This window comes from Agromyces sp. ISL-38, from assembly GCF_018613935.1.
In the GTDB taxonomy this organism is placed as follows: Bacteria; Actinomycetota; Actinomycetes; order Actinomycetales; family Microbacteriaceae; genus Agromyces.
Genome location: NZ_JAGGPF010000008.1, coordinates 19,469 through 34,477, shown reverse-complemented (window position 1 = coordinate 34,477; position 15,009 = coordinate 19,469). Strand labels below are relative to the sequence as shown.

Sequence of the window (15,009 nt, the reverse complement as noted above, 5' to 3'; positions counted from 1 at the left end):
CAGTTCCTGCGTCAGCTCGAGACGAATGTGACGGATGCTTCGAGCAGATCAGCCCTCGAGCGACTCCGAGACCTCGAGCCACCGTGTCTCGAGGTCGGCCACGGATGCCTCGAGCGCGCGCAGCTCGTCGCCGAGCGTGCCGAGGCCCACATAGTCGCCCTGGTCGTGACGCGCGAGCCGTTCGTGCACCGCGGCGATCTCGGCCTGCATGCGGTCGAGCTTGCGGTCGATCGACGAGAGCTCCTTCTCGGCGACGCGTCGCTCGGCGCCCGCGAGCACGCGGGTGCCGACCGCCGTCGCGGACGAGCCCGACCCCGCCGCGGCCGCAGCCGTCGCCGTCGTCGGCGCCGTCGACTCGATCCGGCCGGCCGATGCGATCGCCGATCGCGCGGTATTCGTCGATCGCCGCAGCTCGAGGTACTGGTCGACCCCGCGCGGCAGGTCGCGGAGGTGCCCGTCGAGGATCGCGAACTGCCGATCGGTCACGCGCTCGATGAGATACCGGTCGTGGCTCACGACGAGGAGCGTTCCCGGCCACGAGTCGAGCAGGTCCTCGATCGCGGCGAGCATGTCGGTGTCGAGGTCGTTCGTCGGCTCGTCGAGGATCAGCACGTTCGGCTCGTCGAGCAGGATGAGCAGCAACTGCAGGCGTCGCTTCTGCCCGCCCGAGAGGTTCTTCACGGGCGTCGAGAGCTGGGCATTCGTGAACCCGAGGCGCTCGAGGAGCTGCGCGGGGCTCATCTCCACTGTTCCTGAACCAGACCCCGTGCCGACCTGGTAGCTCGTTCGCTGCTCGGCGATCACCGCGCTCACGCGCTGCTCGGAGTACTCGGTGAGCTCCGCGAGCTCCTGGCTGAGCGTCGCGATGCGCACCGTCTTGCCCCGCTTCACGCGGCCACTCGTCGGCTGCACCGCGCCGGTGACGAGGCCGAGCAGCGTCGACTTGCCGGCTCCGTTCACGCCGAGGATGCCGGTGCGCTCGCCGGGCGCGATGCGCCATTCGAGCTCGTGCAGCACGGTGCGGGTGGCCGGCACGCCGGCTGCGGCATCCGACACGGGGTATTCGACCGAGACGTCGAGCAGATCGACGACGTCTTTGCCGAGCCGCGACACCGCGAGGCGGTTGAGCTCGACCGGGTTGCGCAGCGGCGGCTCGTTCTCGATGAGCTGGTTCGCCGCCTCGATGCGGAACTTCGGCTTCGACGTGCGCGCCGGCGCTCCGCGACGCAGCCAGGCGAGCTCCTTGCGCATGAGGTTCTGCCGTTTCGACTCGGATGCCGCGGCCATCCGGTCGCGTTCGACGCGCTGCAGCACGTAGGCCGCGTAGCCGCCTTCGAACGGCTCGACGATGCCGTCGTGCACCTCCCACGTGCCGGTGCACACCTCGTCGAGGAACCACCGGTCGTGCGTCACGACGACGAGCGCCCCGCCATCCGTCGACCAGCGCGACTTCAGATGACCCGCGAGCCAGGCGATGCCCTCGACGTCGAGGTGGTTCGTGGGTTCGTCGAGGAACACGGCGTCCCAGTCGCCGACGAGGAGCGCGGCGAGCCCGACCCGGCGTCGCTGCCCGCCCGAGAGGCTGCCGACCTGCGCGTGCCATGGGACATCCGTGAGCAGGCCCGCGATGACGTCGCGCACCTTCGCGTCGCCGGCCCACACGTGCTCTTCGATGCCTCCGACGACCGACTCGGCGACCGTCTTGCCCGGGTCGACGATGTCGGCCTGGTCGAGCATGCCGATGCGGATGCCGCGACGGCGCGTGACCCGGCCGCCGTCGGGTTCGAGCCGGTCTGCGAGGAGCTTCAGCAGGGTGGACTTGCCGTCGCCGTTGCGGCCGACGACGCCGATGCGGTCGCCCTCGTCGATGCCGAGGGTGACCTCGTCGAAGACGACCCGCGTCGGGAACTCGAGGTGCAGGCGCTCGGCGCCGAGGAGGTGTGCCATGTCCCCCCGAGCCTAGCCGCCGCGACCTGCGTGTTCCCTCGGCGCGGGCTCGGCGCAGGGGGCTCAGCGCGCGCTCAGCGCATGATGCGCGCGCCGTGAACCGGACCGTGCACGTGCACCGCATTCAGCCGGGCCGCCGAGAGCGCGACCTGGAGTTCGAGCGCCGCGTCGGTGCTGTCGGCGAGGAACGCGACCGTGGGCCCCGACCCCGACACGATGCCAGCGAGCGCGCCGTTCGACTCTCCGAGTTCGAGGATTCCGCCGAGGCCGGGCGCGACGTCGAGCGCGGCCACCTGGAGGTCGTTGTGCAGCGCATCGGCGAGGCGGCGCGCGTCGCCCGCCCTGAGCGCTTGCAGCACGGCGACATCGACGACCGGGGAGATACCGCGCGGGGCCGACTCGGGCCGCTCCTCGCGGCGCCGGTCGAGCTCGCGGTACACGCCGGGCGTCGAGAGCCCGAACTCGGCGAGCGCGAGCACCCAGTGGAACGAGCCGGTCGCGAGCGCGGGGCTCAGCCGGTCGCCGCGTCCGGTGCCGACGGCGGTGCCGCCGGTGAGGGCGAACGGCACGTCGGCGCCGAGCTTCGCCGCAAGGGCATGCAGCTCCTCTTTCGAGAGGGCGGTGCCCCAGAGCGCGTCGCACGCGACGAGGGTGGCTGCGGCATCCGCCGAACCTCCGCCCATGCCGCCCGCGATCGGCACGTGCTTGTCGATCTCGAGGTGCACGCCGCCCGGCACGCCCGCCGTGCGGGCGAGGAGCTTTGCGGCCTTGATCGCGAGGTTGGAGCCGTCGACCGGGAGTCCCGACGTGTCGATGCTGCCGCCGAACGAGACGCTGAACTCGTCGTCGGGCCACGCACGAACGTCTTCGTAGAGCGATACCGCCTGATAGGCGGTGGCGACATCGTGGTAGCCGTCGGCCTGCAGCGCACCCACGCGCATGAACAGGTTGATCTTGCCGGGCGCACGAACGTGGACTGCCTCGTCCGTCGCCGCGATCGTCATGGTTCCACGCTAGCCCACGGCCACCGCGCAACCCGGGTCATCCGGCCGCGTGCGACGAGCCGCGCGGGCGTGCCTTCGCATGCCGGCCCCGGTGCCCGCGCCTCGGAAGGCGGCTCAGCCCTTCGCCGCGGCGCGCGCGATGCGGAGGAAGTCGGCGACGGTCAGCTGCTCGCCGCGTTCCTGCGGATCGACGCCGGCGGCCTCGAGCACCGCGGTCGCCTCTGCCGAGGTTCCGCCGAGCACCGATGAGAGCGACTGCCGGAGCATCTTGCGCCGCTGCTGGAAGGCCGCGTCGACGAGCGCGAAGGTGGCGACCCGTTCGGACTCGGTGCCCGGGACATCCGCTCGCTCGAAGCCGACGAGCACGGAGTCGACGTTCGGCACCGGCCAGAACACCATGCGCGAGACCTGACCGGCCGTGCGCCAGTGCCCGTACCAGGCTGCCTTCACGCTCGGGCCGCCGTAGACCTTCGACCCGGGGCCTGCGGCGAGCCGGTGCCCGACTTCGGCCTGCACCATCACGATGCCCGACTGCAGCGAATCGAAGTGTTCGAGCAGGTGCAGCAGCACGGGCACCGAGATGTTGTAGGGCAGGTTCGCGACGAGCCGCACGGGCTCGCCGGGCAGTTCGGTGACCCGGAGCGCGTCTTGGGTGACGACGGTGAGCGGCTTGCCCGGCTGCATGATGCCGGCGGTGTGCGGCAGCTGGGCGGCGAGCCGCTTGTCGATCTCGATGGCGATGACGGATGCACCGGCTTCGAGCAGCCCGAGCGTCAGCGACCCGAGCCCCGGGCCGATCTCGAGCACGGTCTCGCCGGCGCGCACGCCCGCGGTCTGGACGATGCGGCGCACCGTGTTGGCGTCGTGCACGAAGTTCTGTCCGAGCTTCTTGGTGGGCGTGACCTCGAGGAGCTCGGCGAGATCGCGGATCTCGGCGGGACCCAGGAGGCGCGGCGACGCCTCGACGCCCTCGGCCTCATGCCGATGCGCGTTCACGCCGTCGTCCCAGCCGCGGGCTCGGCTTGCACGAGCTCATCTTGCACGGGGCTCATCTTGCCACGAGCCGTACACGCTCACGGTGTTCGCCGCGAGCTGTTCGCAGAATCCGTCGAGCTCGGCGCCGAGCACTTCGGCCATGAAACGCACCGTGTGCGGCACGAGGTAGGGCGCATTGGGCCGGCCGCGGAGCGGCACGGGGGTGAGGTACGGGGCATCCGTCTCGACGAGGATCCGGTCGCGCGGCGCGACCCGCAGCGCCTCGCGCAGGTTCTCGGCGTTCTTGAACGTGACGTTGCCGGCGAAGGAGAGGTACCAGCCGGCATCGGCCGCGATCCGCGCGAGCTCCTCACCCCCCGAGAAGCAGTGGAAGACGGTGCGCTCGGGCGCGCCGACCCTGCGGAGCGTCGCGACGACCTCGTCGTGCGCGTCGCGGTCGTGGATCTGCAGCGCGAGCCCGTGCCGCTTCGCGATGTCGATGTGCGCCTCGAACGAACGGAACTGCGCACCTTGCCCGTCGTCGCCCGTGCGATAGAAGTCGAGGCCGGTCTCGCCGATCGCGCGCACGCGCGGCTGCGCCGCGAGCTCGTCGATGACCGCGAGGGCGTCGTCGAGGGTTCGGGATGCCTCGAGCTCGGGCACCTCGTTCGGGTGGAGTGCGACCGCGGCGAGCAGACGCTGCTCGCGCGCCGCGGCGTCGGCCGACCAGCGCGAGGTCGCGACATCCGTTCCGACCTGCACGGCGCCGGCGATGCCGACGGATGCTGCACGTTCGAGGTGCTCGTGCACGTCGAGCGGCAGCGCGCCGTCGGCGATCTCGAGGTGCGTGTGGTTGTCGTAGACGGCGACCGGGAGCGGATCGGGCGCAGGCGGGTACGCCGCGGCGCGCGAGCCGTCGGACCGGGTGCGAAGGCGGTCGGGCGTCACTGGGCGACCTCGCCGTTCACTCCACGACTTCCACGCGCGGGAACAGCGCCTCGAGCGGGGTGACGCGCTCGCCGATCGTCCACTCGTGGGCGCGGTCGATGCGCTGCTCCTGCACGGTGCCGGGGCCGCCGAGTGCCGTCCAGAGCTTCTCGGTGGCCTTCGGCAGCACGGGCGAGAGCAGCACCGCGAGCGTTCCGAGCCCGTGGTAGGCGGTGGCGAGCACGGTCTCGAGACGATCGGCCTTCGCCGGGTCCTTCGCGAGGGTCCACGGCTCCTCGATCGTCAGGTAGCCGTTCAGCGCGTCGACGAGCTCCCAGGCGCTGCCGATCGCCTCGTGGATCGCGAGGCGATCGACGGCCGCCCACGAGGCATCCGTCGCTCGGCGCTCGACCGCTGCGATCTCGAGATCGGCCTCGGTGAGCGAGCCCGCCGCGGGCACCACGCCGTCACGGTAGCGCGTGATCATCGCGACCACGCGCGAGGCGAGGTTGCCGAAGCCGTTCGCGAGCTCTGCCTGGTAGCGCGCCGCGAGATCCTCCCAGGAGAAGGAGCCGTCTTGGCCGAACGCGATGGCGCGGAGGAAGTAGTAACGGAACGCGTCGGAGCCGAAGGTCTCGGTGATCTGCTCTGGCGCGATGCCCGTGAGCTTCGACTTCGACATCTTCTCGCCGCCGACGAGCAGCCAACCGTGACCGAAAATGCCCTTGGGCACGTCGAGCCCCGCGGCGAGCAGCATCGCCGGCCAGATCACGGCGTGGAAGCGCAGAATGTCTTTGCCGATCACGTGCTGGGCAGGCCAGCGGCGCGCGAACTCCTCGTCGTCCTGCCCGTAGCCGACGGCGGTGATGTAGTTGAGCAGTGCGTCGAACCACACGTAGACGACGTGCGACTCGTCCCACGGCACCTTCACGCCCCAGTCGAACGTGGAGCGCGAGATCGAGAGGTCGGCGAGGCCCTGCTTCACGAACGCGACGGCCTCGTTGCGTGCGCTCTCGGGCTGCACGAAGTCGGGGCGCTCTTCGTAGAGGGCGAGGAGCTTGTCGGCGAACGCGGACATGCGGAAGAAGTAGTTCTTCTCGTGCAGCAGCTCGACGGGCTTCGAGTGGATGGCGCAGACGAGCTGCCCCTCGTACTCCCCCGCGCCCGGAACGAGCTCGGACTGCTGCTTGTACTCCTCACAGCCGACGCAGTAGTACCCCTCGTACTCGCCGGTGTAGATGTGGCCGTCGTCGTAGAGCTTCTGCAGGAACTTCTGCACGTTCAGCTCGTGCCGGTCGTCGGTGGTGCGGATGAAGTCGTCGTTGGCGATGTCGACGGTCTGGAGAAGCGGCTTCCACGCCTCGGCGACGAGCTTGTCGGCCCACTCCTTCGGGGTGACGCCGTTCGCCGTGGCGGTGCGCAGGATCTTCTGGCCGTGCTCGTCGGTGCCCGTGAGCATCCACGTGTCGTCGCCCGCCTGGCGGTGCCAGCGCGCGAGCACGTCGGCGGCCACCTCGGTGTAGGCGTGCCCGATGTGCGGCACGTCATTCACGTAGAAAATGGGCGTGGTGATATAGAGCGAGGAGCCGTCGGCCATGCGCTCAATCCTATGGGCGAGCGGATGCCGCCGCCGCCGCGTTACGCGCCGCGCACGCCTGCCCGGGGTCAGTCGCCCACGGGCGCCTCGGACTCCGTGTGGGCGGTGGCCTCGCGCTCGTGCTCCTCGCGCTCGTGCTCCTCGCGCTCGTGCTCCTCGCGATGCCGCCGGCGCACGCTGCCGTCGCCGATCGCGGGCGGCACGGCCTCCTCGACGTACATGTGCTCGTGCGGCGTGGCCACGCCGAGCGTGACGTCCTGCTCCTTGATCGCCGGTTCCCGCACCCGCTGCGCGGGGTAGTCGACGATGCGAAGCCCGAGCACGATCTTGCCCGGCGCCTCGCGCCGGTCGAGCGCCCGATATGCGTCGGCGACGTCGTCGAGCGGGAAGATGTCGGCGATCGGCAGGCGCACCCGGCGCGCTGCCACGAGCGTTGCGACGCGGCCGAGCGCGACGACGTCACCCGGCGAGAGCTTCACGGCCTTCTGCCCCTCGACCGCGTCCCAGTCGAGCACCGTGAGGATGCGCGAGCTCGGCACGCCGAGCGCGATCGCCTCGTGCGACTCGCCGCCGAGGAAGTCGAGGAACGCGGTCACGGGTCCTGGCGCAAGGTCCCGCACCCGTTCGGCGAGCCGAGGGCCGTAGGCGGCCGGGATGATGCCGAACTGGCGCAGGAAGTCGAAGCGCATGTCGGCGGAGGTGCCGATCACCGTGGCGCCGCGCAAGCGGGCGAACTGTGCCGCGAGGCATCCAGCTCCTCCGGCTGCAGCGGTCACGACAACGGTGTCGGTCGAATCGAGGCGGAGCCCCTCCACTGCCGCCCACGCCATCGTGCCCGCCGTGTGAAGCGAGCCCGCGACCTCCCACGAGAGCCCCGGCGGCTTCAGCATGAGTTGCGACTCGGGCACGGCGATGTGGGTCGCGTGCGCCCCGCGTTCGACGTAGCCCATCACCTCGTCACCGCGCGAGAACCGCCCGTCGCCCGGACCTACGGCGACGACCACGCCCGCGAGGTCGTGCCCTTGCGACGCAGGGAACTCGACCGGCCATCGGTCGGGGTGGTCACCCCGCCTGATCGCGCTCTCGACGGGATTCAACCCGGTCGCGAACACCTCGACGACCACTTCGCCCTCGCCCGGCTCGGGCATCGGCACTTCCACGACCTCGAGCACCTCTGGTCCGCCGAAGCGGGAGAACTTCACTGCGTGCGCCACATCGCACCTCCACCGTTGTGCGGTACTGCCATGTGCGTACCGCCATGTGCGGTACTGCCATTCGTGCGGTACTGCCATTCTCCGCCTGCCGGGCGGAGAACGACAGGATGCCGGCGGCCTTTGCGCGTGTCGATCGCCGCCTCGTGGGGTTCGCGCCCGCCGAGCAGGGAACTCTCTGCTGCTAGCGAGCCTTGCGCGCGTCGATCGCCGCATCGTAGAGCTCGCGCTTGCCCATGCCGCTCTCGGCGGCGACGAGGGTTGCGGCGTCCTTCAAGCGGGTTCCGGATGCCGCGAGCTCGAGCACTCGCTCGAGTGCACCCGCGGCATCGATGCGCTGTTCTCCCGCGCCGCCGACGACGATGCAGATCTCGCCCCGCACCCCTGCTGCCGCCCATTCGGCGAGCTCGCCGAGCGGCCCGCGCTTCACCTCTTCGTGCAGCTTGGTGAGCTCCCGGCACACGGCGGCCTGGCGGTCGGCGCCGAACGCCTCGGCGAGCGCGCCGAGGCTCGCGGCGAGCCGCGATGGTCCCTCGAAGAAGACGAGCGTGCGCCGGTCGCCGGCGAGCTCGGCGAGGCGACGGGATCGCTCACCGGCCTTGCGCGGCAGGAACCCCTCGAACGCGAATCGATCGGTCGGCAGGCCCGACACGGCGAGCGCGGTGACGACCGCCGACGGGCCGGGGATGACGGTGACCTCGACGCCGGCCGCAGCGGCCGCGGCGACGAGCGGGAAGCCCGGATCGGAGACGGTCGGCATGCCCGCGTCGCTGAGCACGAGCAGATCGCGTTCGCGGGCGAGCTCGACGAGCTCGCCGGCCTTCTGCCGCTCGTTGTGCTCGTGCAATGCGATGAGACGCGGGCGGTTCGTGATGCCGAGCCCCATGAGGAGGCGCTGCGTGACCCTCGTGTCCTCGGAGGCGACGAGGGTGGCCGTCTCGAGCGCCTCACGCAATCGGGCCGAGGCGTCGCCGAGGTTGCCGATGGGCGTCGCGGCGAGAATGATCATGCTCCCAGTGTGTCGCACGGACGCGGATAGGGTTGGACGCATGGGTGTGGAGCCGGCCGACGACGACCCCTACCGGGAGCCGCGCGGCACGAGGCTCGACGCCTGGTGGGCGCGAATGCTCTCGACGCCCGGCAGGCGCGCGCTCTGGTACTGGGGCGGGCCCGTGCTCGTCACCCTCATCGCCGCGGTGCTGCGGTTCTGGAACCTCGGGCATCCGCAGGCGATCGTCTTCGACGAGACCTACTACGTGAAAGACGCCTGGACGCTCCTGCAGAACGGCTACGAGTCGAGCTGGCCCGAGGGCTCCGACGCCGACTTCGCGAACGGCGACACGAGCATCTTCTCGGACGACCCCACCTACGTGGTGCATCCGCCGCTCGGCAAGTGGATGATCTCGCTCGGCATGGCCGCGTTCGGCGCGGGCGACGCGTTCTGGTGGCGCGCGACAACCGCACTCGCCGGAACGATCGCGGTGTTCCTTCTCGCGGTCGTGGCACGCCGCCTGTTCTCCTCGACGGTGCTCGCCGTGATCGCCGGACTCCTCTTCGCCGTCGACGGCAACGCGATCGTGATGTCACGAGTGGCGCTCCTCGACAACTGGCTCATGCTCTTCACGCTGCTCGGGTTCTGGTTCGTGCTGCTCGACCGTGCGCAGGCACGACGGCTCCTCGAGTCACGGCTCGACAGGGCGCGCGAAAGCGGCGCCGACCCGGCCTATGGACCGGCGCTCTGGGCGCGCCCATGGCTGCTGGCCGCCGCCCTCGCGCTCGGCGCGGCGTGCGCCGTCAAGTGGTCGGGCGTCTACTTCGTGGCCGCCTTCGGCGTCTACCTCGTGGTCGTCGACGCGCTCGCCCGACGGCGCGCCGGCGTGCCGTTCTGGCTCACGGCCGCGGTGCTGAAGCAAGCGCCGATCACCTTCGTGATCCTCGTGCCTGTGGCCGCGGCGGTGTATCTCGCGTCGTGGACCGGCTGGCTCGTCACCGACGGAGGCTACTACCGGCACTGGGCCGAGGAGGCAGGTCACGCCGCGACGGGCCTGTTCTCCTGGGTGCCGCTCACGTTGCAGAGCCTTTGGCATTACCACGAGGCGGCATACGGCTACCACGTCGGCGTACACCAGGCGCATCCGTGGCAGGCCAATCCGCTCACGTGGCTGCTGATGATCCGCCCGACGAACATGTACTTCGCCTCCACCGACGACGGGTCGGGCGGATGCGGCGCCGATACGTGCTGGGAATCGGTGATGGGCATCGGCAACCCGCTCATCTGGTGGGCGGCGGCCGCGGCATCCGTGTACCTCGTCTACCGGCTCGCGCGCTACCGCGAGTGGCAGGCCGGCGCCATCCTGCTGGGGCTCGCGGCCGGGTACCTGCCGTGGCTCATGTACCTGAACCGCACGGTCTTCCAGTTCTACTCGATCGTGTTCGAGCCCTACACGGTGCTCGCGCTCGTCTTCGTGGTCGGCCTCGTGCTCGGCCGGCCCGAGGATCCCCGCTGGCGACGGCAACGCGGCCTCGCGGTCGTCGGCATCTTCCTCGGCTTCGTCGTGCTCGTGTCGGCGTTCTTCCTGCCGCTCTGGACCGGCATGCCGGTCACCCCCGAGTTCCGACAGCTGCACTTCTGGCTGCCGACCTGGGGGTAGTGCGCGCGTTCGGGATCGCGGCCGCGCGGCCGAGCGGCGAAGGCCGTCCACTACCGTTGGGGCATGCGCGAACGGATGCCGGGGCTGCTCGTCGCAGCATCCGCGGCGCTCATCGCCTGGCTCGTTCACCTGGCCCTGCCGTTCGTGCCGCTCCTCACGGCCGCAGTGGTGCTCGGCATCCTCGTCGCGCAGGTTCCCGCCGTGCGGCCGGCGCTCGTCGGGGTGCTCGCACCGGGCCTCGAGGTCGCGAGCCGGCACCTGCTTCGCCTCGGCATCGTGCTGCTCGGACTGAAGCTCAGCCTCGTCGACATCGCCGCCCTCGGCTGGGTGTCGATCCTCACGACGATCGCCGTCGTGGTGCTCACCTTCGTGGGCACGATCGGCCTCGGCCGTGCGCTCGGCCTGCCCGGTCACCAGCCCGTGCTCGTCGCGAGCGGATTCTCGATCTGCGGCGCCTCGGCGATCGGGGCCATGGCTGCGGCCGTGCGTGCTCGCGACGAGGAGCAGGCGGTGCCCGTGGCCCTCGTCACGCTGTGCGGCACGCTCGCCATCGCGGTGCTGCCGGCGCTGTGGCAGCCGCTCGGCCTCTCGCAGGTCGGCTTCGGGCACTGGGTCGGTGCAGGAGTGCACGATGTCGGGCAGGTCGTCGCGACCGCGCAGGTCGCGGGCACCACGGCACTCGCCGTCGCCGTCGTCGTGAAGCTCACCCGGGTGCTCATGCTCGCCCCGATGGTCGCGATCACGGTGGCGGTCGAGCGGCGGCGAACCACGGATGCCGCCGCCGTCCGCCCCGCGCTCATGCCGCTCTTCGTGGCCGGCTTCCTCGTCGCCGTGCTGCTCAACACGTTCGTGACGCTGCCCGAGTGGCTGCTCACCGGAGCCGACTGGGCGCAGACCGCCCTGCTCGCGATGGCGCTCTTCGCCCTCGGCGCCTCGATCCGGTTCGCCGAGCTCGCCCGCACCGGGTGGCGCGCCCTCGTCGTGGGCCTCACGTCGTGGGCCCTCGTCGCCGGACTCGCCTACGGGGCGGTGCTGCTCGGCTGAGTGCCGCCTGCTCGGCTGAACGCCGCCTCGCCCTTCAGACCTCGATAACGACCTTGCCGCGCACCGTGCCCGATTCCAAGCGCTCGACAGCAGCGGCCGTGCGCTCGAGCGGGAAGACCTCGTCGACGACGGGCCGCACCGCGCCCGATTCGATGCGGCCCGTCAGCTCTGCGAGGTCGTCGCCATTCCTGGTGGCGGCGAGCGGGCGCAGCCGCTGCGAGACGAACGGCGAGACGACGGATGCCGCGGCGATGCGCCCGAGCGGCCCGAGCACCCTGCCGCCGCTCCCCGCCGAGAGGATGAGCGTGCCACGCCGGGTGAGCGCGCGGCGGAGGCTCGAGAGGGAATGGTTCGCGACGAGGTCGAAGATCACGTCGTACCGGCCTGCGTCGCGTTCACCGGCCCTGCCGGCAGCGGCCGTGAAGTCCTCGGCGGCGTAGTCGATCACGTGGTCGGCGCCGATCGCGCGGACGTGGTCGGCCTTCGCCGCGCTGGCGACGCCGGTCACCTCGGCGCCCATGGCCTTCGCGAGCTGCACGACGAATCCGCCGACGCCGCCCGAGGCGCCGTTGACGAGCACATGCTGCCCGGCCTTCACACCCGCAAGGCGCAGGCCCTGCAACGCGGTGGTGCCCGAGACCGGCACGGCCGCCGCGTGCACGGCGTCGACGTTCCCGGGGCGGAGCGCGACGAAGCGCTCGGGCACCGCGACGAGTTCCGCCCATCCGCCCTGGTCGGATTCGCCGTAGACGGCGTCGCCGACACGGAAGCGCGTGACCTGCTCGCCGACGGCCTCGACGACGCCGGCGACATCCCTGCCGAGGATCTCCTGTTTCGGACGGCGGAGGCCGGACACCGTGCGAACGATGCGCGGCTCACCGCGGAGGAGGAACACGTCGCCGACGCTCACGGCGACCGCCTGCACGCGGATGAGCACCTCGTCGGCGGCCGGCACCGGCGCGGCGACCTCGGCGAGCGAGAGCAGCTCGGGGCCGCCGTAGCGACTCCGGACGATCGCCCTCATGACGCCGCCTCCCGTCGGAGCTGCGGCGGCACCGGCCGACGCGCGGCGGTCACCGCGACGACGACGCTGCCGGCCTTGTGGCCCGTGTCGACGCGCCGGTGGGCCTCGACGATGTCGTCGAAGGGCACGATCCGGTCGATGACCGGCTTGAGGGCGCCCGCCTCGACGAGCTCGACGAGGAGCGCGAGGTCGGCGGCCTTCGCCTTAGCGCTGCGCAGGCCGGTGAAGAGGATGCCCGCCCGGCGACCGCGGCTGAACCACCGCGTGAACGGCGCCTGCAGCAGGATCGCGAGCGACGGCACGGTCGTGAGGTACACGCCGGTCGGCGTGAGCGCCCTGCGGGCCTGCCCGAACGAGTGCTTGCCGACGGCGTCGAACACGACGTCGAACTCGTCACGAGCGTCGGTGAAGTCGTCACATGTGTAGTCGATCACCCGATCGGCGCCGAGCGAGCGCACGAGCGACTCGTTCGAACCGCTGCAGACCCCGACGACGGTGGCTCCGAAGTGCTTCGCGAGCTGCACCGCCGCCGAGCCCACGGTTCCGGATGCCCCGTTCACGAGCACGGTCTGCCCCGGCCGCACCTGCGCGCCGTCGCGGAGGAAGGGCAGCGCGGTGAGGAAGCCGTCGACCAGCGCGACGGCCTCGACCTGGTCGACGTGCTCGGGCACGTGCACGATCGCGCCGTGCTCCGAGACGTTCACGTACTCGGCGTGGGCTCCGCTGATCGGTGCGAGCGTGCCGAACACGCGGTCGCCGGCCACGAATCGAGTCACGCTGCCGCCGACCCGCTCGACCACCCCGGCGAAGTCGGAGCCGAGCACCGGATGCTTCGGCCGCGCGATCCCGAAGAACAGTCGTGCGAATCGGGGCGTGCCCGACCGGCCCGCGCCGTCGGATGCGCCGACCACCGTGGCATCGACGCGCACGAGCACGTCGGTGTCGCCGATCTCGGGTACGCCTGCCTCTGCAATGCGCACCACGTCGGGCCCGCCGTACTGCTCGTACACTGCTGTTCTCATGACGCCGTCTCCTCTGACTCGGGGTACTGGAACACCGCATCGAGCGGAACCCCGAAGACCCGGGCGATCTGGAAGGCCATCTCGAGCGAAGGCGAGTACCGCCCCTGTTCGATCGCGATGACGGTCTGGCGGGTGACGCCGATCCGCTCCGCGAGCTCGGCCTGGGTCATCTCGCCGTGACGGAATCGCAGGGACCGGATGTCGTTCGTCACCTGCGTGGGCTTCACCACGTCGGCACGCCCTTCCGGTAGACGACCACCTTCGTCACGCTGGAGAGGATCGCCGAGAGCACGAAGGCGAGGTAGATGGCGTTCGCGATCCAGAAGTATCCCGCTTCGAACAGCGCGAGCACGAGGGCGCCGATCGCACCGATCACGAGGAAGGCGTTGCCCACGCGCTCGCCGAGCCGGTCGATCTCCTTGTCGCGCACGTCACCGCGCGTGCTGCCGCTCGGCACCACGATCTCGACGAGGATGCGCAGCACGATCGCCCCGACGATCGAGCCGCCGATCGTCCAGAGCACGGCCGGCACGTAGTCGATCTCGCCAACCGGCGTTCCGCCCAGCAGTCGGGGCAGCACGAGGCCGAGGTACACGCCGTATCCGGCGACCGAGACCACGAGGAAGACCCACGTGCCCTTCTCTTCGTATGACATTTCATCCTCCAGTGATGCGTTGGTTCGTGAGGTTCCGGATGCCGCGACCGCGTGTCGGTTCATGCAGAGACGCGTGCCGCGGCATCCGCCGGGCCGGTCGGCGCCGTGGCCTCAAGGCGGCGAGCGCGGCGCGCGCGGCGAAACGAGCGGACGCCGCCGGTGATCAGCCACGCGATGAGCAACACCTCGCCGACGAAGGTGAACTGCGCGATGCCGCCTTCCGATGCAGGGACGATGATCGGAAGCGCGCCGTCGAAGACGTAGCCGGCAGCGGCGATGGCGACGAGGGCCCCGACGACTCCGGCGAACGCGCCGCCGCGGCGGAGCAGGAGCCAGCCGACCACGGCCAGGTGCGCGCCGAAGATGATGAGGGCGCCGCTCCAGATGCCGTCGAACTCGGCGAGGCGCTGCAACGCCAGCCCGTCGCGAACGTCTTCGGGCAGCGTCTCGGCGGCACCCACGCCGGTGGCGAGTCGTTGCGCATCGATCAGCAGGCCGATCGCCGCCGCGAAGACGGCGGAGTAGGTGATCCGCAGCGCAGCGGCGAGCGCGGCAGCTGCGGGCTGCATCGGCCGGAAGACGCCCCAGAGCCCCCATGCCACGATCACGTCGAGCACCACGATGCCCATGAGCGTCAAGACGGCAGCGCCGAAGGCTCCGCCCGAGGCCCTGATGGCTTCGCCGATGCCTCCACCGGCAGCCGTCTCGGAGCCGGTCGCCGCGGCGGTGAGCATGCCGTCGATCGTGCCGATGCTCGGGAACGCCAGCACCGCCATCGCCGTGAGTGCCCCCGCAGCCGCGAACCACATTCCGTTGCCCGGATTCGTGCGCTCTTCCATTGACATGTCGGCTCCTCAGCAGGCCACTTCGATGTAAAAAACTCTTGACATCGATCAATGTAAAGGAATTTGCACATCGAGTCAAGGATTCTTTACATCGCCGCCCTCAGCAA

General features: G+C 70.8%; 14 protein-coding genes. 2 read left to right on the top strand and 12 right to left on the bottom strand.

The features are described from left to right. Window positions 1-48: 48 nt before the first annotated feature. The 7 genes from J7E25_RS06700 to rsmI form a co-directional block, all read right to left on the bottom strand. A complete protein-coding gene (locus J7E25_RS06700; protein ID WP_214869140.1) occupies window positions 49-1,947 on the bottom strand; it encodes an ABC-F family ATP-binding cassette domain-containing protein in 1,899 nt (632 codons plus the stop codon). A 74-nt stretch (window positions 1,948-2,021) separates the two neighbouring features. Beyond that, a complete protein-coding gene (locus J7E25_RS06695) occupies window positions 2,022-2,951 on the bottom strand; it encodes a 4-(cytidine 5'-diphospho)-2-C-methyl-D-erythritol kinase (RefSeq protein WP_214869139.1) in 930 nt (309 codons plus the stop codon). A 114-nt stretch (window positions 2,952-3,065) separates the two neighbouring features. Continuing rightward, window positions 3,066-3,947, bottom strand: a complete 882-nt coding sequence (gene rsmA, locus J7E25_RS06690; RefSeq protein ID WP_214869137.1) for a 16S rRNA (adenine(1518)-N(6)/adenine(1519)-N(6))-dimethyltransferase RsmA — start codon at window positions 3,945-3,947, stop codon at window positions 3,066-3,068. Window positions 3,948-3,983: 36 nt separating this feature from the next. Further along, window positions 3,984-4,874, bottom strand: a complete 891-nt coding sequence (locus J7E25_RS06685; protein ID WP_214869135.1) for a TatD family hydrolase — start codon at window positions 4,872-4,874, stop codon at window positions 3,984-3,986. 16 nt (window positions 4,875-4,890) lie between these two features. Continuing rightward, a complete protein-coding gene (gene metG, locus J7E25_RS06680; protein WP_214869133.1) occupies window positions 4,891-6,450 on the bottom strand; it encodes a methionine--tRNA ligase in 1,560 nt (519 codons plus the stop codon). A gap of 68 nt (window positions 6,451-6,518) precedes the next feature. Beyond that, window positions 6,519-7,664 (bottom strand): NADP-dependent oxidoreductase, encoded by a 1,146-nt coding sequence (locus tag J7E25_RS06675; RefSeq protein WP_214869131.1) that lies wholly within the window; start codon window positions 7,662-7,664, stop codon window positions 6,519-6,521. Window positions 7,665-7,845: 181 nt separating this feature from the next. Further along, entirely contained in the window at window positions 7,846-8,670 is an 825-nt protein-coding gene (gene rsmI / locus J7E25_RS06670; RefSeq protein ID WP_214869129.1) for a 16S rRNA (cytidine(1402)-2'-O)-methyltransferase, read from the bottom strand. Window positions 8,671-8,710: 40 nt separating this feature from the next. Between rsmI and J7E25_RS06665 the strand changes: the two genes are divergently transcribed. Then, complete coding sequence (locus J7E25_RS06665) at window positions 8,711-10,312, top strand: dolichyl-phosphate-mannose--protein mannosyltransferase (protein ID WP_214869127.1); 1,602 nt, start codon at window positions 8,711-8,713, stop codon at window positions 10,310-10,312. Window positions 10,313-10,375: 63 nt separating this feature from the next. Next, window positions 10,376-11,356 (top strand): YeiH family protein, encoded by a 981-nt coding sequence (locus J7E25_RS06660; RefSeq protein WP_214869125.1) that lies wholly within the window; start codon window positions 10,376-10,378, stop codon window positions 11,354-11,356. A 34-nt stretch (window positions 11,357-11,390) separates the two neighbouring features. Here J7E25_RS06660 and J7E25_RS06655 read toward each other — a convergent pair whose 3' ends face one another. From J7E25_RS06655 to J7E25_RS06635, 5 genes are read right to left on the bottom strand one after another with little or no spacing between them, the layout of a single operon-like run. Next, entirely contained in the window at window positions 11,391-12,380 is a 990-nt protein-coding gene (locus tag J7E25_RS06655; RefSeq protein WP_214869123.1) for an NAD(P)-dependent alcohol dehydrogenase, read from the bottom strand. Then, on the bottom strand, window positions 12,377-13,402 hold the full coding sequence (locus tag J7E25_RS06650) for an NAD(P)-dependent alcohol dehydrogenase (RefSeq protein ID WP_214869121.1): 1,026 nt from the start codon (window positions 13,400-13,402) through the stop codon (window positions 12,377-12,379). Before J7E25_RS06650 ends, J7E25_RS06655 begins: the two co-directional genes overlap by 4 nt. After that, window positions 13,399-13,632, bottom strand: coding sequence for a helix-turn-helix transcriptional regulator (locus tag J7E25_RS06645; RefSeq protein WP_214869119.1), 234 nt, complete (start codon window positions 13,630-13,632; stop codon window positions 13,399-13,401). The genes J7E25_RS06650 and J7E25_RS06645 overlap by 4 nt, the downstream gene beginning before the upstream one ends. Beyond that, window positions 13,626-14,057 carry a hypothetical protein gene (locus J7E25_RS06640; protein WP_214869117.1) on the bottom strand — a complete coding sequence of 144 codons (432 nt, stop codon included), beginning with the start codon at window positions 14,055-14,057 and terminating at the stop codon, window positions 13,626-13,628. The genes J7E25_RS06645 and J7E25_RS06640 overlap by 7 nt, the downstream gene beginning before the upstream one ends. Before the next feature lie 59 nt (window positions 14,058-14,116). Beyond that, complete coding sequence (locus tag J7E25_RS06635) at window positions 14,117-14,902, bottom strand: DUF4386 domain-containing protein (RefSeq protein ID WP_214869115.1); 786 nt, start codon at window positions 14,900-14,902, stop codon at window positions 14,117-14,119. Between the last annotated feature and the right edge of the window lie 107 nt (window positions 14,903-15,009).